This is a genomic window from Marinomonas flavescens, assembly GCF_004352835.1.
GTDB classification, from domain to species: domain Bacteria; phylum Pseudomonadota; class Gammaproteobacteria; order Pseudomonadales; family Marinomonadaceae; genus Marinomonas; species Marinomonas flavescens.
This window is the reverse complement of sequence record NZ_SJSB01000010.1, coordinates 76,114-99,825: the sequence shown is the minus strand read 5'-3', so window position 1 is coordinate 99,825 and position 23,712 is coordinate 76,114. Positions and strand designations below refer to the sequence as shown.

Sequence of the window (23,712 nt, the reverse complement as noted above, 5' to 3'; positions counted from 1 at the left end):
ATGCTGAAACATAGATAAGGTTTTTTTTATTATTTAAGATTTTATGGAGAATAGAATGGCGAAAACCATTAAAGATCCAGAGCAACATCAGTTACGCATGCAGGCGATCAAAAAACACGTGGACCAGCGGATTGCTAAAGCACAAGAAGACAAAGGCACCTTTGTTTTATTAACTGGTAACGGTAAGGGTAAATCTAGCTCTGCATTAGGCATGGTGGCTCGAGCATTGGGTCATGGCATGAAAGTAGGTGTGGTGCAGTTTTTGAAGGGCGAGTGGAATACCGGTGAAATAGATTTTTTTAAAGCACAACCCAACGTGCAATGGGAAATTATGCCGTCCGGCTTTACTTGGGAAACACAAAATCGTGAGGCGGACATCGCTTCGTCGCAACAGGCATGGCAACAAGCAGTTGTGATGCTGGCAGATCCAAGTTTTGATCTAGTGGTATTGGATGAGTTGACGTATTTGCTGCACTACGAATATCTTGAAGAAGGTTTGGTGTTGGATGCGCTGATGAATCGCCCAGAGACACAACATTTGGTCGTGACTGGCAGAGGAGCGTCGGAGTCGCTTATTGAGTTGGCTGATACGGTGAGCGAAATAAAAGAAGTGAAACATGCTTTTAAGCGCGGCATTAAGGCGCAGAAAGGACTGGAGTTTTAGTTTTTAATAGTGGGTTATTTCTTATGATAATTGTTTTTAAGTGGGATACTCTTTTTTTATTTTGTTAATATTGTCCGCATTCTCAGGTCTACACAATCATTATAGGAATTTTTTATGTCTATTACTCGTATGGAAACCGCTCAGCGCATGAGCCGTATCGTTAAGCATCAAGGAACAATCTACCTTTGTGGTCAAGTAGGGGCAGATGCCAATACCGATATCTCAGAGCAAACTGCCACTATGTTGGACAAAGTAGATACGTTACTAGCACAAGCGGGTTCTGATAAAGAGCACATTCTTTCAGCGACTATCTATATTCGTGATATGAAAGACTTTGCGGCAATGAATGCGGTTTGGGATGCTTGGGTACCAGAAGGCTATGCACCAGCACGAGCGTGTGTTGAAGCTCGCATGGCAAGAGCAGAATTGTTGGTTGAAATTTCAGTCGTAGCGGCCGAAAAATAAATCAATATGATTAACAGGTTGATTTCTGTATCGACCTGTTAATGTCTTATGTTGTTACTATCATATGTCATTTTACTCAGTGACGTTTATGTCGTTCGTTACCAATGCGTTGCTCAGCTCTCGTATATTTCGAGCCATGTCTCTGGCTAGATTCATCAGTAGTATCCCAAAATCAAAGGGGTAGTTATCATGAAAATCACTGAACAGCTGGCTTGATATCTCAAGTAGTAGGCTGGCTTCTTTTGCGTAAGCATTGCCGACACGGTCGTGGAGGGCAATCATTGAGACAAAACCAATAGATTCACCAAATTCAACGAACCTTGTGTGCATTGCTTTATCTTCATGTTGTTTGAAGAAGTCTAAGCTGCCGTGAAGTACTGTGTAAAAACTTCCGCCTTTACTGCCATATTTGAAAATCTCATCCCCTTCGTCTGCACAAAGAATGCTTCCATTATCGATGAGATATTGAATAGACTCATTTGATAACGCGCCGAATATAGAGCCTTCTTTTAGCTTTTCTGGTGAAATATCATAACTTACTGTATTTACTTGGACGGTGTGCATTATGTTCTCCCGTCAGTGTTTGTCTTTTAATGTCATCGGCTATCAAATGACTTTCTTTATACTGGCACATTATTAATTGCTTTAACGTGTTGAGTGGTGAAAGAAAGGCCTATTTTGAGCTATTTTGCCAAACGTTGATGATAAGTAGAGTCTATTTTTAATCATCTGTTCAAAAAAAAGAATGCATTTTTTCTTTAGAAAGAAGCTTGCCAAATTTTTACACCGTTTAATGTGCCCAATAATGACTTTGTCACTTAAAGAATGGTGGGGGTTTGTGCGATAATACGTCACATCAATGGTTGCTGACATTAAGCGCCTAAATTTACGTCATGAAAAGTGGAAGATTACCTTGTTAACAACAGCCAATATCACCATGCAATTTGGTGCAAAACCTTTGTTTGAAAATGTTTCCGTAAAATTTGCTGAAGGCAAACGTTACGGTTTAATCGGTGCGAACGGATGTGGTAAATCCACTTTCATGAAGATTCTTGGTGGCGACTTAGAGCCAAGTTCAGGTAATGTCTCTAAAGATCCTAATGAACGTCTTGGTAAATTGAAGCAAGATCAATTTGCTTACGAAGATTTTTCTGTCATTGATACTGTGATCATGGGTCATACAGAGCTTTGGGCGGTTAAGGCTGAGAAAGATGCCATTTATGCCAATCCAGAAATGACGGAAGCAGATGGCCTTCGCGCTGGTGATCTTGAATCAGAATTTGCTGAAATGGACGGTTATACCTCTGATGCGCGTGCCGGCGAGTTATTACTTGGCGTGGGTATTCCAACTGAGCAACATTACGGACTAATGAGTGAGGTTGCTCCAGGTTTGAAGCTTCGAGTTTTGCTGGCTCAAGCGTTGTTTTCTGATCCTGAAATATTGTTGCTTGATGAGCCTACGAACAACTTGGATATCAATACTATCCGTTGGTTGGAAGGTGTTCTTCTTGAGCGTAATTGCACCATGATCATAATTTCCCATGACCGTCACTTTTTGAACTCTGTTTGTACTAATATGGCGGATTTGGATTACGGTGAAATACGTCTTTTCTCAGGTAATTATGACGAATACATGATGGCTTCAACACAGGCCCGTGATCGTCTTTTGTCTGATAACGCTAAGAAAAAAGCGCAAATCAATGAGCTTAAAGCTTTCGTTAGTCGCTTTTCAGCGAATGCATCAAAATCTAAGCAAGCAACGTCTCGAGCTAAACAAATCGATAAGATTCAACTTGAAGATGTTAAGCCTTCAAGTCGTCAGAATCCGTTTATTCGCTTTGAACAAGAGAAAAAACTACACCGTACCGCGGTGCAAGTTGAAAACTTAGCCAAATCATATGATGAGCAATTGTTTAGTGGCTTAAACATGATGGTTGAAGTGGGTGAGCGCATTGCGGTTATCGGGCCAAATGGTATTGGTAAAACGACATTATTGAAGTGTCTAGTGGGTGATACTGATCTTACTAAAGGTATGGTGAAATGGTCTGAAAATGCCAACATTGGTTATTACGCTCAGGATCATGCTCACGAATTTGAAAAAGACGTAGGTTTGATTGAGTGGATGTCACAATGGGGTCAAGAGGGCGATGATGAGCAAATCATACGTGGCACTTTGGGTCGTTTGTTGTTCTCTCAAAATGACATTAAAAAGTCTGTAAAAGTTCTTTCTGGTGGTGAACAAGGTCGTATGTTATTCGGTAAGTTGATGCTTCAAAAGCCCAACGTATTGGTAATGGATGAGCCGACTAACCACATGGACATGGAGTCTATTGAATCGTTGAACTTGGCGCTAGATAACTATCCTGGCACCTTGATCTTTGTTTCTCATGACCGAGAGTTTGTTTCGTCCTTGGCGACACGAATTGTTGAAGTGACAAGCGAAGGTGTTGTCGATTTCCATGGTACTTATGACGAATACCTAGCCAAACAAGAGGCTTAATAAACGCGTCTTAAATGCCTAATAAAAGGGAAGCTATTATGGCTTCCCTTTTTTAATGCCTGTTAAGTGCTGCTTAGCTCTCATTCGGTTTGATGCGTCTGTCTTCTAATGCTGGAGCGTCTTGATATTCTAAGACTTCTACCCTGTCTCCTTGTTGAATAGTGCCGCTGTTTTCTGCAATAAGATTAATTCCAAACAAGACGCCTTCTTTTTTTATCAGGCGGAATTTGCCTAGTGTTTTCATGGGTTCACCCTTTTTGCTACGTTCAGCTGTATCAGGGTTAACTGTAGTGAATATGCAGCGTTCGCAAGGTTTGACGTTCTCAAAAATGACGTCGCCTATTTTAATTCGCTTCCATGTGTCTTCCTCGAAAGGTAGGCTTCCTTCGACCACTATGTTTGATCTAAATTGTACCATTTGGATGTGCTCTGGGCAGTGTTGGTTAAGCTCATCAAGTGAGGCGCGGGTGGTCAGTAAAAATGGGTAACCATCCGCAAAGGCGACAGGTTTGTCAGGTCGACGGCTAGTAACACGGTCGGATTGATGACCAAAGTACACCAGTTTTACATCCTCGTTTAGAATCTCGCTTAACCACTGGTCTGCTTCTTTAGAGCAATATTGTGCTGCGACAGGGTTTTCCCAAATGACAACGTTTTGGTAGTCTTTGCTGAAGGTCTCTGGGTTGAGTGTTAAAGGTGATGAGGCCGCTGGGTGTGTCAATTGCCAGCGCTCTTCGCGCAACAGTGACGCTACCAGTAAAGTGAGAGTGGGGTATTCTCTGCCGGTGATAAAATCGCCGTTTGGTTTAGTAATCATGTAACGACGATCTCCCCACAGGCCATCTAAATTGACTGGACTAGATGGTAGAGAAATGCCTTTAATAGACTTGATCGGGTAAATGCTGATATCACACACTGAGTAAGACAAACCATTCTCCTTATATTGATGTGAGCAATTATCCTTAACTCTGTCGTTACTGCAACACTCTTAATGCGTCTATTATTTATGTACTTGGCTCAAATAAAAAAAGCCCTACAGGGTGTTACCTATAGGGCTCTTCATAGTATCAATTTACATTAAGCGGCTTACTTACAGGTAGTAGGACGCCAATGGTGGGAATCCATTAAACTCAACCGCGCTGTAAGTCGTTGTGTAAGCGCCGGTCGATAACCAATACATGCGATCACCAATGGCCAAGTTTAGTGGCAAGCCGTATTTGTAGTTTTCGTACATGATATCCGCACTATCACAGGTCGGTCCTGCGATAATTACTTCTTCTAGCTCGCCTTTCTTATCAACATAAATAGGGTATTTGATGGATTCGTCTAGGGTTTCAATAAGCCCTGAAAATTTACCCACATCAGTGTATACCCAGCGATTTAGAGCCGTGTTAGATTTTCTTGAAATCAACACGACCTCACTAACCAAAACGCCAGCGTTAGAAATCAAAGATCGACCTGGTTCTAAGATGATTCGTGGTAATTCAGTACCAAAATCTTCTTCTAAGAAACGCGAAATTTCTTCTGCGTAGGTCGATAGCTCATTGGTGCGAGCGATGTAATTGGCTGGAAAGCCGCCACCCATGTTAATCATTTGAAGCTCAATATCGTCTTCTTCTTTCAAACGCTCAAAAATCACCTTAACACTGGCAATGGCTGCATCCCAAGCACCAATATCACGCTGCTGAGAGCCCACGTGAAAAGAGATGCCGTAAGGAACAAGCCCAAGTTCTTTTGCTAACACTAACAAATCCATCGCCATATCAGGTCGGCAGCCAAATTTACGAGATAATGGCCAGTCGGCAGTGACGGTGCCTTCCGTCAAAATACGAACATAAATTCGTGAGCCTGGCGCTGCTTTTGCAATGTTGCGCAAATCAGCTTCAGCATCTGTCGCAAACATACGAACGCCTTTTTCATAGAAATAGCGAACGTCTTGCGCTTTTTTAATGGTATTACCGTAACTCACTCGATCTGGTGATATTCCACCAATGGCGAATAATTTATCCAGCTCATAACGTGAGGCAACATCAAAATTTGAGCCGCGATCACGCAACAAAGTCAGCACTTCTGGCGCAGGATTGGCCTTAATCGCGTAAAAAATATCGGCAACTGGAAAGCCTGTTGTGATTTCAGTATAGGCTTCATCAATAATGCTAGTATCGATAACAACAAATGGGGTTTCTTTGGTTTCTGCAAATGCTTTAAAGCGAGCGAAACGTTCTGGAGAGTAAAAAGAGTGGACGTCAATCGTCATGGTGTAGAGTTCCTTTTGGCTAAACATAAACCGAGTTAAAGTACGAGCGTCTTTACCTCCCCCCCATCCTACTTGTGGCTGTTACTTATCCGGCTATAGAGCCTTAAGCGACTAGCGCAGCAGTTTAAGCGGTACGGATTATGTTCAGCAATGACGCGGGCGCAATTTAAAACCCTAAAGCGTCAGCGTCAAGTTTTTTTTGTATTTTTACAACAAAAAAAAGGCCACTCAAAATATCTTAATTTTTAGAGCCACTTAAGTCCTTATTAACGTGTTTGAATATGGTAAATAGCACTGCCCAAAACAAGTGCCAGAACGAAATAAATGCCTTCAGCTGGGTTGTTCGTTAACGATGTTAAACCAGGTCCTGGGCAGTAGCCGCTTAATCCCCAGCCTATCCCAAACAGGGCGCTGCCGCAGACTAATTTTCTGTCAATAATTCTAGACGTAGGCAATGACCATACTTGAGTGAAGAAAGGTTTTATTTGTTTTTTACTGATTAAATAGCCAATCATACTAACGAAAACGGCAGATCCCATGACGATAATGAGTGAAGGGTTCCAATCACCAAAAATATCTAAGAAGCCAATAACAACCGCAGGGTTAGTCATTTCAGACAGTGCTAGGCCGAAGCCAAAAAGTAATCCGCAAATGAGTGTTATAAAAAGAATCACAGTGGTTTCCTTATTTTGTAAAGTAGACGGTTATAATGGCAGTCGCCATAAAAATTCCGGTCGCGACAATAGAGCGCGGTGATAAACGAGCAAGTCCGCAAACCCCGTGACCACTAGTGCAGCCGCTTCCTAATCGTGTGCCGTAACCAACAAGTAAGCCTGAAATGATCAATAAAAACGGGCTTCTGACATCAGGGAAAGGAACGGTTTGGTTTGTTAGTGTTCCGTAGGCGCTGCCACCGATGACTAAGCCGACTAGAAAAACCAAAGGGATGAACCTTTTTTGTTGGAACAAAGCTTGGGATAGTATTCCGCTTATGCCAAGTACTTTTCCGGTTGTGATAAGGTAAATGGCAGCGGCGAGCCCGATTAGGAGTCCGCCAGCCAATGGGTTAAAAATAGAAGTCATTTGTGGTGCCTCATTAATATTAGTTGTTTCTAATGTTATTGTTAAATATAAGCTAAATCTAATATAAAAACTATTCCTTGTTACAATATATTCTAGAGATGATTGCCTTAGTGCACAGTCTTGACCAAAGTAACTCGGATATCCTAAATCTGATAGACTACTTAGATTAAAATGTTCTTCAATGCAGTAATTAAGTTAACGCTCTTTTAATGATGTGGCACAGAGGTTTTGTAAGTTAATGAGTACAGAGCAAGATCCAGCTAAAAATATCGGAGTGCCATTAGGGGAAGCCGATTATGTATTTCTTTTACCAAACAAGCCTATATTGCCATTAAAGAGTATGGAAGAAGGGCTGGTAGCGGAATATGTGTCTGAGCTTATTAATCTAAATGGCAATCATTGGCGAAAAATTTTAACCATAATGTCAAAGTTAACGGTGCCAAAGCTTGAGGACTGGCGACAATGGCGTGATGAAATGTTGTCGGGCAATGTCACTATCATCTTCGATGCTGAACAGCTAAAACTGATAACAGGAATCACGTTTATTGTTGGCAATGGATTTCGAGACGAAATCGTCATTGCAGATGAGGCGACTACGTTAGGGCAGCGACATGTTGCCTTTTTGACGCCGAATTATATTTGGTGCCCATACTTAGATTATCGTCAATTTCCAAATGTATTAATCGACGAGCTGCGCCATTCAATTAATAATATCCCGGAGAATGCATGTTTCAAGCCTTAAAAGTTTTATTTCAAATTTCTGTAGAGCCAGAAAAGCGCATTAGTTATCAAGAGGCGATCGCCGCGTTGCTGCTGGAAGTTATGATGGCGGACGATGAAATAAATGACCGTGAAGTTGAGCAGGTCAAACGTTTTTTACGTGAAGAAACGGATTTAGAAGACGAAATTGATACTTTGTATGAAGAGGCAAAAGCAGGCGTTTCAAACGCTAATGACCTTTATCAATTTACTAAAGTCATTAATGAAAGTGCATCGGTAGAGCAAAAAGTCGAGCTTGTAAAAGGCTTGTGGCGAGTCGCTTTTGCAGACGGTGTTGTGGACGCTTATGAAGACCATCGCATACGTCGTATTAGTGAGTTGCTCTTTATGCCGCATTCAGAATTTATTCAGGCAAAATTGTCGGTACAAGCGGAAATAGAAGCTGAGTAGTTTTTGAGCAATAAAAAAACGCGGCATAAGCCGCGTTTTGACTGCATATCGTAAATGTGACTTAAGCTGAGAAGTTTGCTGCTGCAAATTCCCAGTTAGCCAATGCCCAGAAACCTTTAAGGTAGTCAGGACGTACATTGCGGTAATCAATGTAGTAAGCGTGTTCCCACAAATCAACTGTGATAATTGCTGTTAGGCCATCAGTCATTGGAGTACCAGCGTTGCTAGTATTAACAATGTCTAAAGATCCGTCTGCAGTTTTCACTAGCCAAGTCCAGCTAGAACCGAAGTTGTTCACTGCTTTGTCATTGAATGCTTCTTGGAATTTAGCAAAAGAACCCCATTTTGCATTGATGGCATCAGCCAGTGCGCCAGTTGGTTCGCCGCCGCCATTAGGGCTTAAGCTATTCCAGAAGAAAGTGTGGTTCCAGATTTGAGCAGCGTTGTTGAAAACGCCACCAGCTGGTGCTGAAGTGATAATCTCTTCTAGAGATTTGTTTTCGTATTCAGTACCAGGAATCAAGCCGTTAAGTTTTACTACGTAAGTATTGTGATGTTTACCGTAGTGGTACTCAAGTGTCTCTACAGACATGTGCGGCTCTAGTGCATCTTTGGCAAAAGGAAGAGCGGGTAATTCAAAAGCCATTTCTATTCTCCTTGCTTTATATTAACGAAAAATGCTTGTTATCAAGCAGTTAATGGTGCTTATATAGTAGCATCGAACTTTGGAAGATAATATTCATTAAGTTTGTATGGTTATTAATTCCATAATTTTTATTAATAGCGAAGACATAAGATTTCCATGCCTAGAGACGAAGACGTAGATATTCCAAGCCTTAAGCTAGACCAAGATGAAGTTAGCGACAGAAGGCCATCATCAAGTACACCTAAGCGCCGGCTTAACCCTCCACCTGCAAGAGCGTCAGTACCTACGGGTAATGTCGTCTATAGAAAGCCAAAATTAACAGGCCTCTATATACTGCTTATTTTGATTTTAGCCGCTGCCGCTGGAGCGGGCTACTGGCTTTGGCAACAAAACCTGCAGCTGCGTGAGGAGTTATCGGGTACCAAAGGGAAGATTGAAAACCTTGATCATCAATTATTAGCAGCAGACGTGTCAGCCAACAAACAAGGCGAAACCGTTGAACAAACGTTAAAGAATCACGACAGTGAGATTCGTAAGCTTTGGGCCATTGCTTATGATACAAATCGCAAAACGCTTTCGGATCACTCCGATGCTATTACGGCGATGCAGAAAAAGCTGTCTATTATGAACGATGCGGTTTCAACTCAAACACAAAGAATCGCGATTCAAAATAATGCGTTCAATGATTTGGAAGCAAATTACAATAAGTTAATCACCTCCGTTGCCGAGATTGATAAAACGGTCAAACCATTAACGAAACAGTTAGCGGCGGCATTAGATAAGCAAGCAAGCTTAGAGAAAGAGGTGGCTTTACAAAAAGGTAATGACGAGGCGCAAGCATTAAGTCTTGATCAAGCGTCGCAAGATATTGATTCATTACAGAAGAAGGTTAAGTCGCTTGCGAACAATTCTGCTGGCCTGAGTGCCGCAGAGCTGTCAAACATTAAGCAGACGCTTAAAAAATATCAAGATGCGATAGACTCAAATGATGCCTTCCGGTCACAAATGAATGCACAAATGCTTCGCTTGAATAAACAGATTAACCAGCTATTACTGCAGCAGCAGTTGAATACAGAATCAAATTAGATTGATTTGAATCATTGAAAGGCCGACTTGTTCGGCCTTTTTTATTGCCTCAAATAGCGTCACAGAAGAGTTTGGGTAGAATGCGCGCATTCATTCCAATCAAGATTAGTGACGTTATGACCGAATTACTTTCTCCTGCCGGTACGCTTAAAAACATGCGCTATGCGTTCGCCTATGGCTCCGATGCCGTTTACGCCGGACAGCCGCGTTATAGTTTGCGGGTGCGCAACAATGACTTTGATATGGCGAACTTAGCGGTCGGCATCGAAGAAGCTCATCAGCAAGGTAAACAGCTGTATGTGGCGAGCAACATTGCGCCACACAATGCCAAAATCAAAACCTACCTTAAAGACATCGAACCCGTAATTGAAATGGGGCCAGACGCGCTCATTATGTCGGACCCTGGCATGATGATGTTGGTCAAAGAAAAATTTCCTGAGATGCCGATTCATTTGTCCGTACAGGCCAATGCCGTGAACTGGGCGACGGTGAAATTTTGGCGTGACTATGGCTTGAGTCGCGTGATTCTTTCGCGGGAGTTGTCGTTAGAAGAAATTGGTGAAATCCGTACCATGGTGCCAGACATGGAAATTGAAACCTTTGTGCATGGTTCCTTGTGCATTGCCTATTCTGGGCGTTGTTTGTTGTCTGGTTATTTCAATCGCCGCGATCCAAACCAAGGTTCGTGTACTAATTCTTGCCGCTGGCAATACGATGTAAAAGCCGCGAGAGAAGACATCAGTGGCGACATAGTACCCGCTGATAATAGTCATTTAGGCGCCCAACTTTTTGATCCTAAAGACCAAACAACGCTGGGCATGGGCAAGCCGTTTGATGAAGTGGTGTTGTTACGAGAGCAGGGGCGTGAAGGGGAGTTTATGCCCGCTTTTGAAGATGAGCACGGCACTTACATTATGAACAGTCGAGATTTACGGGCCATCCAGCACGTTGAAAAGTTGATAGAAATGGGCGTGCATTCATTAAAAATCGAAGGTCGCACAAAATCACATTTCTACGCAGCTCGTACCGCTCAGCTCTATCGTCAAGCCATTGATGATGCAACCTATGGCAAAGCGTTTGATATGGGGTTAATGGATAAATTAGAGGGGTTGGCGCATCGGGGTTACACGGAAGGTTTTTATCGTCGGCATGTGCATGACAAGTATCAGAATTATCAACATGGGAATTCCCTATCAACACAGCAACAGTTTGTTGGAGAAATGTCAGATTGGCATAACGGTTGGCTGACCGTAGAGGTAAAAAACCGTTTCCAAGTGGGTGATAGTTTAGAGCTGATGACGCCATCGGGGAGTCAATTGATCGAATTAAAGGTAATAGAAAATAGAAAAGGGGAGCGAGTGAATGTGGCTCCAGGGTCTGGTCATGTAGTTCGTATCCCAATGCCTGTAAGGCCTGAAGGGCTTGAGTATGGCTTAATAATGAGAAATTTACCGAACGCTTAAGAATCCCAAATTTGGTTGTATGTTGGTTTTCTATAAAGGCTCAGCTTATGAGCCTTTTTAAATATCAATATATCAATTCGGTCTAGTTGTATTGGTTTTTATAACGTAAATGCATGTTATAGTGAAAAAATAAATGCTCAGCCATACAACAGAGATGGGAAATTATGACAGAGGCAAGACTGACTCACCTAAAACAGCTAGAAGCTGAAAGCATTCACATTATTCGTGAAGTTGCTGCTGAATTTGACAATCCAGTAATGCTTTATTCCATTGGTAAAGACTCAGCGGTAATGCTGCACCTTGCCATGAAAGCATTCTATCCTGGTAAACCTCCGTTTCCACTAATGCATGTGGACACAGGTTGGAAATTCAAAGAAATGATTACCTTCCGTGACGAATTGGTCGCGAAATTAGGGTTAGAACTGATTGTTCATCAAAACCAAGAAGGGATTGAACAAGGCATTGGGCCATTCACTCACGGTAGCGCAACACACACCGATGTAATGAAGACTCAAGGTCTAAAGCAAGCATTAGACAAATATGGTTTTGATGCGGCCTTTGGTGGCGCGCGCCGTGACGAAGAGAAATCTCGTGCCAAAGAGCGCGTCTATTCTTTCCGTGATAAGCAACACCGTTGGGACCCAAAAAACCAACGTCCAGAGTTGTGGAATATCTATAACGGCAAAGTCAATAAAGGCGAGAGCATTCGTGTTTTCCCATTATCTAACTGGACTGAACTGGATATCTGGCAATACATCTATTTAGAGAGTATTCCGATTGTTCCTCTTTACTTCTCTGCTAAGCGTCCGGTTGTTGAGCGTGATGGTACCTTGATCATGGTTGACGATGAACGCATGCCTTTGAATGGTGAAGTACCTGAAATGAAGTCAGTACGCTTTCGAACACTAGGCTGTTACCCATTGACGGGTGCGGTTGAGTCAGAAGCGGATTCATTACCTGAAATCATTCAGGAAATGCTGCTAACGACCAGTTCAGAGCGCCAAGGCAGAATGATCGACCATGACTCGGCAGGGTCTATGGAAGAGAAGAAAAAACAGGGCTACTTTTAAGTTTGAAGTAAGTTTGGAGTGAAGAATGTCTCACCAGTCAGAATTGATCAGCCAAGACATACTTGGTTATTTGAAACAACATGAAGAAAAAGACCTACTGCGCCTACTGACTTGTGGCAACGTAGATGATGGTAAAAGTACCCTTATTGGCCGCTTGCTGCATGACTCTAAATTGATTTATGAAGATCATTTAGATGCCGTAAAACGCGACAGTAAAAAATCTGGTACGCAAGGCGAAGAAATCGATTTGGCACTGCTGGTAGATGGCTTGCAAGCGGAACGCGAGCAGGGCATTACCATTGATGTGGCGTACCGTTATTTCTCAACTGAAAAACGCAAGTTTATCATCGCAGACACACCAGGGCACGAGCAATACACTCGCAACATGGCCACTGGCGCGTCGACTTGTGACTTGGCTATTATCTTGATTGATGCGCGTTATGGCGTGCAAACGCAAACGCGTCGTCACTCTTATATTGCGGCGTTGTTGGGCATTAAGCACGTTGTCGTTGCCATAAACAAAATGGATCTAGTAGATTTCTCAGAGCAGAAATACAACGAAATCCAAGCCGATTATTTGACGTTTGTTGAGCAATTAGGTGACCGTAAACCACAAGATATTCAATTTGTGCCGCTGTCGGCATTGCGTGGCGACAACGTGGTAAACGCCTCTGAGAGCACACCTTGGTACCAAGGTAAGCCGTTAATGGCTATCTTGGAAACCGTGCAAATCAATCGTGATGTGAAACGCGACGCATTCCGTCTGCCTGTGCAGTATGTTAACCGTCCAAATCTGGATTTTCGAGGCTTCTCCGGCACCATAGCCGCAGGCGTTGTGAAACCAGGGGATGAGATCGTTGCATTGCCGTCAGGTAAAAAATCCAAAGTAGCAGAAATTGTTACTTATGATGGCAACCTTGAGTCTGCGAAAGCCGGTCAAGCGGTGACCATCACGCTAGAAGACGAAATCGACATCAGTCGTGGCGACATGCTGTCTCATCTAGATCAAGAGCCGCTTATCTCTTCAGCGTTACGAGCATCGGTTGTTTGGATGGCGGATCAGCCATTAGTGCCGGGTAAGTTGTATGACTTTAAATTGGGCACACAAACGGTACCGGGTAAAGTGCACCACTTTAATCATCGCGTCGATGTGAATACGTTGGAAACCAGCGCCATCGAAGCGCTTGAGTTAAATGGTATTGGCGATTGTGTGATTCAATTTGACGCGCCAGTCGCGTTTGATGAATACACCAATAGTCGTTTTACTGGCGCCTTGATTGTGATCGATCGCCTTACCAACGTCACTGTTGGTGCCGGTATGGTTGAAGAGTCGATTGCGGATTTAGATGAAGACACAGTAGTGAGTGCAGAAGATCGTGCGGCTCGTCTTGGTCAAAAGCCAGCGGTTATTGCCTTGTCTGCAGAGGTATTGGCTCATGGTCATTCTGTTGAGAGATTGTTGTTGCGTCAAGGTGTGGTGGCATTAGCAAAAGCCAATGCGACGGCGGCTGAAGTGGCATTAATACGTGAAACAGGCGTTACTTTACTAGTAGCAGATGCCAGCATTGCCGACTCGGCGATCGTTGAAACGAAAGTGGATGATGTGATTGAGTTGATTATTGAGCAAGTGCGTTTATAACGCTTTATGCTAAATGGTTTAGTCTGAGCGTTTCAGGCTAAACGTTATAATCTAATAAAAACCAGCATCATGAACCTATCTCATGGTGCTGGTTTTTTTGTTTTGATGTTGCTTTTTTGCGTAGCGGATTAAGCGGCTTCCGCATCCGCGCGTTTTACCGCTTTGTGCTGATCTTCATTGCTGCCTTGTTTCCAGTAGCTGGAAATGTACAGGTTTGTTTTTTCGACTTTCTTCTCGTCTTTAAAGAAGCGACGTAATGCTTTCATGCTGCCAAATTCACAGGCGGCCCACACGGAAATATCGTCTGATAACCACTCTAGCGCTTTAACTTGTTCTAGTAGCGCAAGGTCGTTACTGCCAGGGTGGGCATTAACAACCCATTTAAGTTCGATTCCAGCTGGGTGTTTGAGTGGTTGAATGTCTTCTTCAGACACAACTTCGATTACCGCATAGCCTTTTGCGTCTGCCGGTAGGGTTTCAAGGTTGACGCTGATCGCTGGTAGGGCAGTCATGTCGCCAATCAGTAATTGCCATTGGGCTGAATCTTCAATCATTTTTTTAGGGCCAGGACCACCAACTAAGATGCGGTCGCCAGCTTTTGCGTTTTTTGCCCACGAACAGGCTGGGCCTGAGTCATCATGCAACATGAAGTCAATGTCGATGGCATCGGCGCGCTGTTTACGTATGGTGTAAGTGCGCATTAAACGACCGCTCTCACTAGGGAAAATAAGTTTCACATGGCCGCTTTCTTGGTTTTCCGGCATGGTGGTAATATTCTCTCCGCCTAACGTGACTCTTAACATGTGCGGTGTCACCAAGGTCGTGCTGATGACAGTAAGTTCTCTTGGTTGTGGTCTGCTCATAAGTTTCTCCTGGATATATTGTATTATTCGCATAAATTACTAGTGATGATTTCTGCATAATGTTTGAAATCATTTATCTGTTGTTCAGTCAGTCCTCGTGCCATTTTTTCTGATGTGGCTTCGTCAAGTGTCACCATGGTATTTAGGATGTGTTTTCCTGATTTTGTTAACACTAGTTGTTGGCTTCTGTGATTATCAGGATTAGGGCGTTTTTCTATGTGTCCTTTGCTATGAAGTTCTTTTACCATTCTTGTCACTTGTGACTTATCGAGCCCCATTTTTTGCGAAATGCTTTGTGCATGGCAGTTTGGGATTCTTTGAACGCATTTTAATGCTCTAATATGACCAACATGGAGCGCCATATCAGAATTGTTGATGGCGCCTTTGATCTCAGACTTATAGCTATGAATGAGTCGGTGTAGTGATTCGCTTAACGTGACTGTCATAATGTCGCTCACCAGAAATGATAATGATTATCAAATATAATATCCTCAGTTGACTTTGTCAATTCAGGTTTTTGTTTTATTCGCGTTTCCTTATATTTTGCTCACTCTAATGGCAATACACGTAACGAGACGAAACGTTGTTCTTCATAGATAAAGCTTAATTCAATAATTGTTGTGAGAGTAAATGAACAAAGTAGTGATTTATAAACTCATCGTAGAGGCACTAAAAAAGCGCTTTGACACCGCGAAATGGGCGGCAAATCAAGCCTACGAGGCGGCAACAAGCGAAGAAAGTGTGGCGGAGAATAAATACGATACCTTTGGTTTAGAAGCATCGTATCTTGCTCATGGTCAATCGCAACGTGTACTGGAGTGTGAAAAAGATTATTTAAGCTTTTTGAATCATGACGCTATGATTTTTGCTGAAGATGACGAGGTAAAAACAGGAGCATTGGTGTCGGTAGTTGAACTCAATGCGACAGTCGGTGACGTTAAGTGGTTTTACCTTTCTGCTTGCGCTGGTGGCTTGAGTGTTGACATCACTGGTGGCAAAAGTGTCTTTTTGGTAACACCTTCTAGCCCTGTGGGGCTAACGCTGATAGGCAAAACGGAAGGGGATGAGGTGGTTTTAAAGCAATCAGGGCGTGAAATTGCTTACGAAATAGTCAGTGTGTTATGAAGAAGGGGGCTGTTATAGACAAATTTCCCTCTTGCTCTAGAGAGTATGACGTGGTTCGCATATAATGCTTTGCCTTAAAATATTTTGGCTTTTTGTTTTAGCTGTCATATAGAAAATTTACTGTTTGTTTTCTGACCTAACAAAAAGCGATCAAAGAACACTTCACTCTCTTACTAAGACAGTAATAGGATAGAAATTATGCGCAGCCATTATTGCGGCGAATTAAATGCTTCTAATATTTCACAAGAAATCACGTTATGCGGTTGGGTTCATCGTCGCCGCGACCACGGCGGGGTTATTTTCTTAGACGTGCGTGACCGTGAAGGTATTACGCAAGTTGTTTTTGATCCAGATCGTGCAGAAAGTTTTGCTATTGCGGACAGTGTTCGTAACGAATTCGTTGTTAAGCTAAAAGGCTTGGTTCGAGCTCGTCCAGAAGGAACGGTTAACCCTAATATGAACACGGGTGAAATCGAAGTGTTGGGTTTGGATATTGAAATCCTTAATGCTGCAAAAACACCTCCTTTCCAACTTGATGAACATCAATCTGTTGGTGAAGACGTACGTTTAAAAAATCGCTTTATTGATTTACGTCGTCCTGAAATTCAACAAAAAATGCGTTTCCGTTCAAAAGTAACATCGGTATTACGTAGTTACCTAGACGATAACGGCTTCTTAGACATCGAAACACCAATTCTAACGCGTGCAACACCAGAAGGTGCGCGTGATTACTTGGTACCAAGCCGTACACAACAAGGCAGTTTCTTCGCGCTTCCTCAATCGCCTCAGTTGTTTAAGCAACTGTTGATGGTGTCTGGATTCGACCGTTACTACCAAATTGCAAAATGTTTCCGTGATGAAGATTTGCGTGCCGATCGTCAACCTGAGTTCACTCAAGTAGACATCGAAACCTCCTTCATGAGCGAAGAACAAATCATGGGCATGACAGAAGAGATGATCACTAGCTTGTTTAAAGAGCTAATGAACGTTGATTTGGGTACATTCCCTCGCATGCCTTACTCTGAAGCAATGGAAACTTACGGCAGCGACAAGCCTGATCTACGTATTCCATTGACGATTGTGACTGTGTCTGACTTGATGGCTGATGTGGACTTTAAAGTCTTCTCTGGCCCAGCGAAAGATCCTAAAGGTCGTGTTGCTGCCTTGAAAGTGCCAGGCGGTACTTCACTGACTCGTAAGCAAATCGATGAATACACTAAATTTGTTGGTATTTACGGTGCCAAAGGCTTGGCTTACATCAAGGTGAACGACAAATCTAACCTTGAAGAAGGCTTGCAGTCTCCAATCGTTAAGTTCTTGCCGATGGAAGTACGCCAAGAGTTGATGACTCGTCTTGATGCACAAGATGGTGATTTGATCTTCTTTGGTTCTGATTCTGCAAAAGTGGTAAACGAAGCATTGGGCGCATTGCGTTGCAAACTAGGTGAAGATCTTGACCTATACACTTGCAAATGGGCACCTTTATGGGTGGTTGATTTCCCAATGTTTGAAGAAACATCGGACGGCGGCATTACCGCAATTCACCATCCTTTCACTGCGCCTTCTTGCTCTGCAGAAGATCTAAAAGCAGATCCGCTTAATGCCTTGTCTCAAGCGTATGACATGGTCCTAAACGGCACTGAGTTGGGTGGTGGTTCGATCCGTATTCACCAGTCTTCTATGCAAGAAACCGTGTTTGAGTTGCTTAATATCAGCGAAGAAGAGCAAGAAGAGAAATTTGGCTTCTTGTTAGACGCATTGAAATTCGGTGCGCCACCACATGGTGGTTTAGCATTTGGTCTGGATCGTCTTGTTATGTTGATGACGGGCTCGGCTTCTATCCGTGACGTAATTGCCTTCCCTAAAACGCAGAGTGCAACTTGTTTGTTGACTCAAGCGCCAGGTGAAGTAAGCGAAAAGCAGTTGAAAGAGCTGCACATCCGCGTTAGAAAGCCTGTTACAGAATAGTAACATTTGACCTTTAAACTTATTTTAAAACAGTAAGTTGTGTTAAAGGATTGCAAGAAAAATGTAAAAGGCCGCTTATTTGCGGCCTTTTTTATACATTTACATTGCATACTTATGAAAGGACTGTTGGAATATACAGTAATGATAAAGAATACGGGAACTCAATGACTGTCACGAGAATATTAGCGATTGATCCAGGCTCTCGAATTACAGGTTTTGGAATCATTGATGTTTCAAATGGCAAATCCATTTATGTCAATAGTGGTTGCATTAGATTACCGGATGAAGCGCTGTCGGTAAGGCTAAAACATATCTTTAATAATGTGTCGTCTTTGCTGGAAGAATATAATCCCCAGGAATTCGCCATCGAAGAAGTGTTTTTAGCTAAAAATGCGAACTCAGCATTGAAGCTTGGGCAAGCACGAGGTGCGGCCATTGTTGCCGCTTCATTGCGAGAGCTTTTTGTGCATGAGTATGCGGCTCGACGAGTGAAACAGTCTGTCGTGGGCAACGGTAATGCAGACAAAGAACAAGTTCAGCTCATGGTTCAGTTACTTCTGAAACTATCCGCAAAGCCTCAGGCCGATGCGGCAGATGCGCTCGCGATTGCTTTGTGTCATGCTAACACTCGCACCTCTGGCGGCTTAGAATATGGCGTCGGTAAACGAGCAGGGCGCACTTCTAAGCGCTGGACTGAACAAGATGTAAGGAAAGCACTTTGATCGGACGAATTGTCGGTACCTTGGTAGAAAAAACACCACCAGAGCTTTTGGTTGATGTGAACGGCATAGGCTATGAAATCAGTGCCTCTATGACGACTATTTATGACCTGCCGCAAGTGGGTGGCATGGTGACTTTATATACTCACTTTCTGGTAAAAGAAGACGCCCAAACACTTTATGGGTTTATTGATAAAAATGAGCGCGCCTTGTTTCGTGTGCTGATTAAGGTCAACGGCATTGGTCCTAAAATGGCCTTGGCTGTCTTATCAAGCATGTCTGCGGAAGAGTTGGTTTCGAATGTACAAGAGTCAGATGTATCTGCCTTAACAAAAATTCCTGGTGTTGGTAAGAAAACGGCAGAACGACTTATTATCGAATTACGAGATAAGCTCGGACAGGCGGCGAAAACCGACTTGTTTTCTACGCCAGCCGTATTGCGTCAAGTCCAGACAGATCCTAGGCAGGAAGCTGAGGCAGCGCTTATTTCTCTTGGCTATAAGCCTCAAGAAGCCGCTCGTGCAATTGCTGGTGTTCCTATGGACGCCGCTAGCAGTGAAGATGTCATTAGAGCCGCACTTAAAGGTATGCTAAGGAATTAATGTATGATTGAGCAGGATCGAATTATAACGGCTGAGATAAAAGGCAGCGACAGGCAAGTAGATCGTGCTATTCGCCCTCAAGCATTAGCAGAATATATTGGGCAGCCGGTTGTCAGAGAGCAAATGGAAATATTTATCCAAGCTGCTAGACAACGAAATGAACCGCTTGATCATACTCTGATATTTGGACCGCCAGGTTTGGGTAAAACCACATTGGCTCATATTATTGGCAATGAAATGGAGGCAGACGTAAAAACAACGTCGGGGCCGGTACTTGAAAGAGCGGGAGATTTAGCAGCTTTATTAACCAATCTAAACGAAGGGGATGTGCTTTTTATTGATGAGATTCATCGATTAAGCCCAGCCATTGAAGAAATCCTATATCCAGCCATGGAAGATTATCAGCTGGATATTATGATTGGTGAAGGGCCGGCGGCGCGCTCGATTAAAATTGAACTCCCTCCTTTTACACTTGTCGGAGCAACAACTCGAGCGGGTTTGTTAACATCACCGCTTAGAGATCGCTTTGGTATCGTACAGCGTTTAGAGTTTTATGATGTTGAATCGTTAACGACGATTGTCGCGCGTTCAGCAGGAAAGATGGGGATGGAACTTGATCAATCTGGCAGCTTTGAAGTGGCCAGACGATCCCGAGGTACCCCCAGAATAGCGAACAGATTATTACGCCGAGTGCGTGATGTAGCGCAGGTAAGTGGTGAAGCACTGGTGACCCAAAAAATTGCTCAACGAGCGTTGGATATGTTGAGTGTGGATAGCCAAGGTTTTGACCACCTAGACAGGCGCATGTTATTAACTATGATAGAAAAATTTGATGGAAGGCCGGTCGGACTTGATAGTGTGTCTGCCGCTCTTGGTGAAGATAAAGATACAATCGAAGATGTTATTGAACCTTTCTTAATACAACAAGGTTTTGTTATACGAACGCCTCGAGGTCGGCAAGTTACTAAGCGAGCCTACGAGCATTTTAATTACCAGTTACCTACAGATTTTAAATAGAGGTTAAAAATGTCAATTTTGGGTTTAATCGCCAGCGCCAGTTTTGTTGTGCAAATTGTTATGTTGATACTGTTGGCAGCATCCATCTTCTCTTGGGTAATTATTTTTCAGAGAATACGTGTTCTAAAACAAGCCAAGAAAATAAGATCTGAATTTGAAGACGAATTTTGGTCAGGCATAGACCTTAGTAAGCTTTATAAAAAGTTGACTCAAGAAGGTCGAAAAATTGAAGGTATTGAACATATTTTCACGGCAGGTATCAAAGAATTCACACGGTTACGTCAGAGTCATAATATAGAACCTGATGCGGTGATGGAAGGCGTGCAGAGAACAATGCGAGTGGCCTTGTATCGTGAAGAAGAGAAACTGGATAAGCATTTGGCTTTCTTAGCTACGGTTGGTTCAACAAGTCCTTATATTGGTTTGTTTGGTACTGTTTGGGGGATTATGCATTCTTTTATCGGATTGGCTGATGTTCAACAAGCCACCTTAGCAACGGTTGCGCCTGGTATTGCTGAAGCGCTTATTGCTACGGCGATTGGTTTGGCCGCGGCGATCCCTGCTGTTATAGCTTACAACCGTTTTTCTACGACTGTGGAATCTTTAAGTTCTGGTTACGAAAACTTTTCTGATGAATTTACCAGTATCCTGCATCGTAAAGTCTATGTGAAAGAGGGAGGCGTCGCCTAGTGTCTCGCTCTAGAAGAAGACAAAAACGTCGTCCTATGGCAGAGATCAATGTAGTTCCCTATATTGATGTTATGCTTGTGTTGCTAGTAATATTTATGATTACAGCGCCGATGATGACGCAAGGTGTCGATGTAAAATTACCGAACGCAAGCGCTGCGCCAATTCAAGAGACTGAAACGGATGTCATGATTGCTTCAGTTGATAGCAAAGGTGAATTTTATTTGGATTTTGGTGGTAAACAAGAGCCGATTACACTCGACGCTTTACAAGCAAGAGTTCGTAAGGTCTTGAAGCAAAATCCAAAAATACCTGTCCTTGTTAGAGGCGACAAAGATGTATCTTATGGTGCCGTAGTCGGTCTGATGGTGGCGCTACAAGGGGCGGGTGTGCCGAACGTTGGTTTGGTAACGGAGCCGAGCAAAAATTAATGAAGTGGCTAAATAAAGAAAGTTACGGAGTACCGGCTTTATTAGCAGTGGGTCTTCATTTGGTTATTTTGGGGGCCTGTTTTGTCGCTGTTGATTTCAGTGATAAAGATGCGCCTGCGCCAAAGAGGACGCCAATTGTGCAGGCGACCGTGGTTGATATTTCGCAAACCATAATTGGTAAGCGTGAAGAACAGGCCAAGAAGCTTATTCAGCAACAAGCAATAGAAAAAAAGAACAAAGAAAAAGAAGCACAACAAAAAGCTAAAAATTTAGAACGTAGAAAAGCCTTAGAAGCTCAGAAAAAAGAATTAGCTCAAGCTAAAAAGGCAAAAGACAAAGCAATTCGTCAAGCTGCTGCCGCAAAAAAGGCCGCCGCAGATAAAAAGAAAGCCGCTGATGACGCGAAGAAAAAAGCGCAGCAAGAAGCGTTGGTCGCAAAACAAAATGCAAAAAAACAAAAGCGCTTAGAGCAAGATAAAGCAGAAGAAGAGAAAAAACGCAAAGCAGAGGCCGCAAAACAGCTTGCAGAAAAAGAGAAACAACGCCAACTTGCGGCAGATAGGGAAGCGGAAAAAGAACGGTTAGCAAAAGAAGCAGCCGATGCGGCCGCGGCGAAAAAAGCCGAAGATGAAAAAAGAGCAGCCGATGAGGCACAAGCAGTACAATCCATCAGTGGTTTGATTAATGATAGAATCACGGCGGCTTGGAATCGACCTGCTAGTGCTCGAAATGGTATGAAAACAGAACTACAGATCTCTTTTCTACCGTCGGGTGAAGTGCTTGCAGTGAACTTAATTAAGAGTAGCGGTGATGCATTGTTTGATCAGCGTGCGGTAAATGCAGCAAGAAGCATTAGAGTAGAAGAATTGTCGAAAATCGATCCCTATGTATTTGATCGAAACTTTCGTAAAGTCGTTATCATATTTAACCCACAGGACTTAAGAAACTGATGATGTTACGTAAATGGTTCTTAGTATTTTTCACCTGTATGGTGTTTATTAGTACGGCGAGAGCTCAGCTTGTTATTGAAGTAACCAGTGGTGCTGATCAGTTATTGCCGATTGCTGTTGTACCGTTTGGTTACGATGGTACTGCGCCGTTACCTGAAGACATCGCACAAATTGTTCAAGATGATCTAGTGCGAAGTGGCCTGTTTCATGCGATTCCACGATCCAGCATGTTGAGTCAGCCTTCAAAAGAAGCGGACGTTTTTTATCGAGACTGGCGCTTACTCAAAAGTGACTATGTGGTTATTGGTTCGGTTAAAAAAATCGCCACAAATCGTTATCGCATCGGGTTTGAATTATTAAACGTATTGACCCAAAAGCCAGTAGAAAAACATGCGTCCATTGATGTTAGTGGCTCAAACTTTAGAGACGCGGCGCATTACATCAGCGATAAGGTTTACAAATTATTAACAGGAATTCCTGGTGCTTTTAGCACGCGCATTCTTTATGTTACGGCAGAAGGCGATAAGCGTGCTCCAACATTTAAATTGCAAGTTGCTGACGCAGACGGTCATCGACCTCAAGTCATTGTAGAGTCGAAGGAGCCTATCCTATCTCCTGCGTGGAGTAGTAATGGTAAAAACATTGCTTATGTGATGTTTAGAAACCGTAGACCGAATATTTTTATACAAGAATTAGCGACGGGTAAAAGACAGCAAATCGCTCACTTTAGAGGCTTGAATGGTGCGCCTGCTTGGTCACCAGATGGTAAGAAGTTAGCGCTAGTACTTTCTAAAGATGGTAATCCTGAGATATATACGTTAGATATAGCAACTCAGAAGCTTGATCGCATGACAAATCATTATGCTATCGATACTGAACCAAGTTGGGAGCCAGATGGGAAGGGTATTATCTTTACCTCAGACCGAGGCGGGAACCCACAAATATATCGCTTAGACGTTAAGACAAAGCGCGTTGAGCGTGTTACTTTTGAAGGTGACTCAAATACAAAAGGTGAGATGACGCCTGATGGTCGTTATCTTGTTACCGTGCAAAAAGATGATGGTAATTACCACATTGCTTTGCAAGATATGAAAACAGGTCGAGTAAAAATACTGACTCGTACCTATTTAGATGAATCGCCGACTATTGCGCCAAATGGCAGCATGGTTATGTATGCCACTACCGAAAATGGTAAGGGTATTCTGGCAGTGGTATCTGTTGATGGGCTTGTGAAATATAAGTTGCCGTCAACTGATGGAGATGTACGTGAACCAGCCTGGTCTCCGTACTTCAAATAAAGTTATTAA

26 protein-coding genes are annotated in these 23,712 nt (G+C 43.0%); 18 read left to right on the top strand and 8 right to left on the bottom strand.

Features of this window, described 5'->3' with window-relative positions:
- Positions 1 to 55 precede the first annotated feature (55 nt).
- Positions 56 to 664, top strand: a complete 609-nt coding sequence (cobO, locus tag E0D70_RS11730) for a cob(I)yrinic acid a,c-diamide adenosyltransferase (protein WP_133012472.1) — start codon at positions 56 to 58, stop codon at positions 662 to 664.
- A gap of 114 nt (positions 665 to 778) precedes the next feature.
- A complete protein-coding gene (locus tag E0D70_RS11725; protein ID WP_133012471.1) occupies positions 779 to 1,129 on the top strand; it encodes a RidA family protein in 351 nt (116 codons plus the stop codon).
- 72 nt (positions 1,130 to 1,201) lie between these two features.
- Here E0D70_RS11725 and E0D70_RS11720 read toward each other — a convergent pair whose 3' ends face one another.
- A complete protein-coding gene (locus tag E0D70_RS11720; RefSeq protein WP_133012470.1) occupies positions 1,202 to 1,693 on the bottom strand; it encodes a Crp/Fnr family transcriptional regulator in 492 nt (163 codons plus the stop codon).
- A gap of 349 nt (positions 1,694 to 2,042) precedes the next feature.
- Between E0D70_RS11720 and E0D70_RS11715 the strand changes: the two genes are divergently transcribed.
- Complete coding sequence (locus tag E0D70_RS11715; protein ID WP_133012518.1) at positions 2,043 to 3,629, top strand: ABC-F family ATPase; 1,587 nt, start codon at positions 2,043 to 2,045, stop codon at positions 3,627 to 3,629.
- Between the two features lie 73 nt (positions 3,630 to 3,702).
- Here E0D70_RS11715 and E0D70_RS11710 read toward each other — a convergent pair whose 3' ends face one another.
- The 4 genes from E0D70_RS11710 to E0D70_RS11695 form a co-directional block, all read right to left on the bottom strand.
- Entirely contained in the window at positions 3,703 to 4,557 is an 855-nt protein-coding gene (locus E0D70_RS11710) for an MOSC domain-containing protein (RefSeq protein ID WP_133012469.1), read from the bottom strand.
- Positions 4,558 to 4,719: 162 nt separating this feature from the next.
- A complete protein-coding gene (locus E0D70_RS11705; RefSeq protein WP_133012468.1) occupies positions 4,720 to 5,886 on the bottom strand; it encodes a type III PLP-dependent enzyme in 1,167 nt (388 codons plus the stop codon).
- Between the two features lie 266 nt (positions 5,887 to 6,152).
- A complete protein-coding gene (locus E0D70_RS11700) occupies positions 6,153 to 6,560 on the bottom strand; it encodes a DUF6691 family protein (RefSeq protein ID WP_133012467.1) in 408 nt (135 codons plus the stop codon).
- Positions 6,561 to 6,570: 10 nt separating this feature from the next.
- Positions 6,571 to 6,969, bottom strand: a complete 399-nt coding sequence (locus E0D70_RS11695) for a YeeE/YedE family protein (RefSeq protein WP_133012466.1) — start codon at positions 6,967 to 6,969, stop codon at positions 6,571 to 6,573.
- 238 nt (positions 6,970 to 7,207) lie between these two features.
- On the opposite strand from E0D70_RS11695, the gene E0D70_RS11690 reads away from it, so the two are divergent.
- Both E0D70_RS11690 and E0D70_RS11685 read left to right on the top strand, forming a co-directional pair.
- Complete coding sequence (locus E0D70_RS11690; RefSeq protein ID WP_133012465.1) at positions 7,208 to 7,711, top strand: DUF6942 family protein; 504 nt, start codon at positions 7,208 to 7,210, stop codon at positions 7,709 to 7,711.
- Entirely contained in the window at positions 7,696 to 8,139 is a 444-nt protein-coding gene (locus E0D70_RS11685) for a tellurite resistance TerB family protein (RefSeq protein ID WP_133012464.1), read from the top strand. The genes E0D70_RS11690 and E0D70_RS11685 overlap by 16 nt, the downstream gene beginning before the upstream one ends.
- A 61-nt stretch (positions 8,140 to 8,200) precedes the next feature.
- On the opposite strand, the gene E0D70_RS11680 is transcribed toward E0D70_RS11685, so the two are convergent.
- Positions 8,201 to 8,785 carry a superoxide dismutase gene (locus E0D70_RS11680; RefSeq protein WP_133012463.1) on the bottom strand — a complete coding sequence of 195 codons (585 nt, stop codon included), beginning with the start codon at positions 8,783 to 8,785 and terminating at the stop codon, positions 8,201 to 8,203.
- Positions 8,786 to 8,941: 156 nt separating this feature from the next.
- Here E0D70_RS11680 and E0D70_RS11675 point away from each other — a divergent pair, with 156 nt between their 5' ends.
- The 4 genes from E0D70_RS11675 to cysN all read left to right on the top strand — a co-directional run bounded on the left by E0D70_RS11675 (position 8,942) and on the right by cysN (position 14,043).
- Positions 8,942 to 9,871, top strand: coding sequence for a hypothetical protein (locus E0D70_RS11675; RefSeq protein WP_133012462.1), 930 nt, complete (start codon positions 8,942 to 8,944; stop codon positions 9,869 to 9,871).
- A gap of 116 nt (positions 9,872 to 9,987) precedes the next feature.
- Positions 9,988 to 11,334 (top strand): prephenate-dependent tRNA uridine(34) hydroxylase TrhP, encoded by a 1,347-nt coding sequence (gene trhP, locus E0D70_RS11670; protein ID WP_133012517.1) that lies wholly within the window; start codon positions 9,988 to 9,990, stop codon positions 11,332 to 11,334.
- Between the two features lie 164 nt (positions 11,335 to 11,498).
- Positions 11,499 to 12,404 carry a sulfate adenylyltransferase subunit CysD gene (gene cysD / locus E0D70_RS11665; protein ID WP_133012461.1) on the top strand — a complete coding sequence of 302 codons (906 nt, stop codon included), beginning with the start codon at positions 11,499 to 11,501 and terminating at the stop codon, positions 12,402 to 12,404.
- A 25-nt stretch (positions 12,405 to 12,429) separates the two neighbouring features.
- Positions 12,430 to 14,043: a sulfate adenylyltransferase subunit CysN gene (gene cysN, locus E0D70_RS11660; RefSeq protein WP_133012460.1), complete on the top strand. Its 1,614-nt coding sequence runs from the start codon at positions 12,430 to 12,432 to the stop codon at positions 14,041 to 14,043.
- Positions 14,044 to 14,171: 128 nt separating this feature from the next.
- Here cysN and E0D70_RS11655 read toward each other — a convergent pair whose 3' ends face one another.
- Positions 14,172 to 14,906 (bottom strand): siderophore-interacting protein, encoded by a 735-nt coding sequence (locus E0D70_RS11655; protein WP_133012459.1) that lies wholly within the window; start codon positions 14,904 to 14,906, stop codon positions 14,172 to 14,174.
- Positions 14,907 to 14,929: 23 nt separating this feature from the next.
- Entirely contained in the window at positions 14,930 to 15,352 is a 423-nt protein-coding gene (locus E0D70_RS11650) for a MarR family winged helix-turn-helix transcriptional regulator (RefSeq protein WP_133012458.1), read from the bottom strand.
- A 184-nt stretch (positions 15,353 to 15,536) separates the two neighbouring features.
- Here E0D70_RS11650 and E0D70_RS11645 point away from each other — a divergent pair, with 184 nt between their 5' ends.
- The 9 genes from E0D70_RS11645 to tolB all read left to right on the top strand — a co-directional run bounded on the left by E0D70_RS11645 (position 15,537) and on the right by tolB (position 23,703).
- Entirely contained in the window at positions 15,537 to 16,031 is a 495-nt protein-coding gene (locus E0D70_RS11645) for a GreA/GreB family elongation factor (RefSeq protein WP_133012457.1), read from the top strand.
- 198 nt (positions 16,032 to 16,229) lie between these two features.
- Positions 16,230 to 17,999: an aspartate--tRNA ligase gene (gene aspS / locus E0D70_RS11640; protein WP_133012456.1), complete on the top strand. Its 1,770-nt coding sequence runs from the start codon at positions 16,230 to 16,232 to the stop codon at positions 17,997 to 17,999.
- Between the two features lie 164 nt (positions 18,000 to 18,163).
- Positions 18,164 to 18,721 (top strand): crossover junction endodeoxyribonuclease RuvC, encoded by a 558-nt coding sequence (gene ruvC / locus E0D70_RS11635; protein ID WP_133012455.1) that lies wholly within the window; start codon positions 18,164 to 18,166, stop codon positions 18,719 to 18,721.
- Positions 18,718 to 19,320: a Holliday junction branch migration protein RuvA gene (gene ruvA, locus E0D70_RS11630; protein ID WP_133012454.1), complete on the top strand. Its 603-nt coding sequence runs from the start codon at positions 18,718 to 18,720 to the stop codon at positions 19,318 to 19,320. The genes ruvC and ruvA overlap by 4 nt, the downstream gene beginning before the upstream one ends.
- Positions 19,321 to 19,323: 3 nt before the next feature.
- A complete protein-coding gene (gene ruvB, locus E0D70_RS11625; RefSeq protein ID WP_133012453.1) occupies positions 19,324 to 20,337 on the top strand; it encodes a Holliday junction branch migration DNA helicase RuvB in 1,014 nt (337 codons plus the stop codon).
- Between the two features lie 9 nt (positions 20,338 to 20,346).
- Complete coding sequence (gene tolQ, locus E0D70_RS11620) at positions 20,347 to 21,027, top strand: protein TolQ (RefSeq protein WP_133012452.1); 681 nt, start codon at positions 20,347 to 20,349, stop codon at positions 21,025 to 21,027.
- Positions 21,027 to 21,455: a protein TolR gene (gene tolR / locus E0D70_RS11615; protein ID WP_133012451.1), complete on the top strand. Its 429-nt coding sequence runs from the start codon at positions 21,027 to 21,029 to the stop codon at positions 21,453 to 21,455. Before tolQ ends, tolR begins: the two co-directional genes overlap by 1 nt.
- Positions 21,455 to 22,405, top strand: coding sequence for a cell envelope integrity protein TolA (tolA, locus tag E0D70_RS11610; protein ID WP_133012450.1), 951 nt, complete (start codon positions 21,455 to 21,457; stop codon positions 22,403 to 22,405). Before tolR ends, tolA begins: the two co-directional genes overlap by 1 nt.
- Before the next feature lie 2 nt (positions 22,406 to 22,407).
- Entirely contained in the window at positions 22,408 to 23,703 is a 1,296-nt protein-coding gene (tolB, locus tag E0D70_RS11605) for a Tol-Pal system beta propeller repeat protein TolB (RefSeq protein ID WP_133012516.1), read from the top strand.
- Positions 23,704 to 23,712 lie beyond the last annotated feature (9 nt).

Excerpts from the sequence above, each read along its gene's own strand:
- ruvB (WP_133012453.1), top strand. The coding sequence starts at position 19,324 with ATGATTGAGCAGGATCGAATTATAACGGCTGAGATAAAAGGCAGCGAC.
- tolQ (WP_133012452.1), top strand. The coding sequence starts at position 20,347 with ATGTCAATTTTGGGTTTAATCGCCAGCGCCAGTTTTGTTGTGCAAATT.
- E0D70_RS11675 (WP_133012462.1), top strand. The coding sequence starts at position 8,942 with ATGCCTAGAGACGAAGACGTAGATATTCCAAGCCTTAAGCTAGACCAA.
- tolA (WP_133012450.1), top strand. The coding sequence starts at position 21,455 with ATGAAGTGGCTAAATAAAGAAAGTTACGGAGTACCGGCTTTATTAGCA.
- aspS (WP_133012456.1), top strand. The coding sequence starts at position 16,230 with ATGCGCAGCCATTATTGCGGCGAATTAAATGCTTCTAATATTTCACAA.
- E0D70_RS11690 (WP_133012465.1), top strand. The coding sequence starts at position 7,208 with ATGAGTACAGAGCAAGATCCAGCTAAAAATATCGGAGTGCCATTAGGG.
- E0D70_RS11650 (WP_133012458.1), bottom strand. The coding sequence starts at position 15,352 with ATGACAGTCACGTTAAGCGAATCACTACACCGACTCATTCATAGCTAT.
- E0D70_RS11695 (WP_133012466.1), bottom strand. The coding sequence starts at position 6,969 with ATGACTTCTATTTTTAACCCATTGGCTGGCGGACTCCTAATCGGGCTC.
- E0D70_RS11685 (WP_133012464.1), top strand. The coding sequence starts at position 7,696 with ATGTTTCAAGCCTTAAAAGTTTTATTTCAAATTTCTGTAGAGCCAGAA.
- ruvC (WP_133012455.1), top strand. The coding sequence starts at position 18,164 with ATGACTGTCACGAGAATATTAGCGATTGATCCAGGCTCTCGAATTACA.
- E0D70_RS11725 (WP_133012471.1), top strand. The coding sequence starts at position 779 with ATGTCTATTACTCGTATGGAAACCGCTCAGCGCATGAGCCGTATCGTT.
- cysD (WP_133012461.1), top strand. The coding sequence starts at position 11,499 with ATGACAGAGGCAAGACTGACTCACCTAAAACAGCTAGAAGCTGAAAGC.
- E0D70_RS11705 (WP_133012468.1), bottom strand. The coding sequence starts at position 5,886 with ATGACGATTGACGTCCACTCTTTTTACTCTCCAGAACGTTTCGCTCGC.
- E0D70_RS11655 (WP_133012459.1), bottom strand. The coding sequence starts at position 14,906 with ATGAGCAGACCACAACCAAGAGAACTTACTGTCATCAGCACGACCTTG.
- tolB (WP_133012516.1), top strand. The coding sequence starts at position 22,408 with ATGTTACGTAAATGGTTCTTAGTATTTTTCACCTGTATGGTGTTTATT.
- cysN (WP_133012460.1), top strand. The coding sequence starts at position 12,430 with ATGTCTCACCAGTCAGAATTGATCAGCCAAGACATACTTGGTTATTTG.
- cobO (WP_133012472.1), top strand. The coding sequence starts at position 56 with ATGGCGAAAACCATTAAAGATCCAGAGCAACATCAGTTACGCATGCAG.
- trhP (WP_133012517.1), top strand. The coding sequence starts at position 9,988 with ATGACCGAATTACTTTCTCCTGCCGGTACGCTTAAAAACATGCGCTAT.
- E0D70_RS11720 (WP_133012470.1), bottom strand. The coding sequence starts at position 1,693 with ATGCACACCGTCCAAGTAAATACAGTAAGTTATGATATTTCACCAGAA.
- E0D70_RS11680 (WP_133012463.1), bottom strand. The coding sequence starts at position 8,785 with ATGGCTTTTGAATTACCCGCTCTTCCTTTTGCCAAAGATGCACTAGAG.
- E0D70_RS11645 (WP_133012457.1), top strand. The coding sequence starts at position 15,537 with ATGAACAAAGTAGTGATTTATAAACTCATCGTAGAGGCACTAAAAAAG.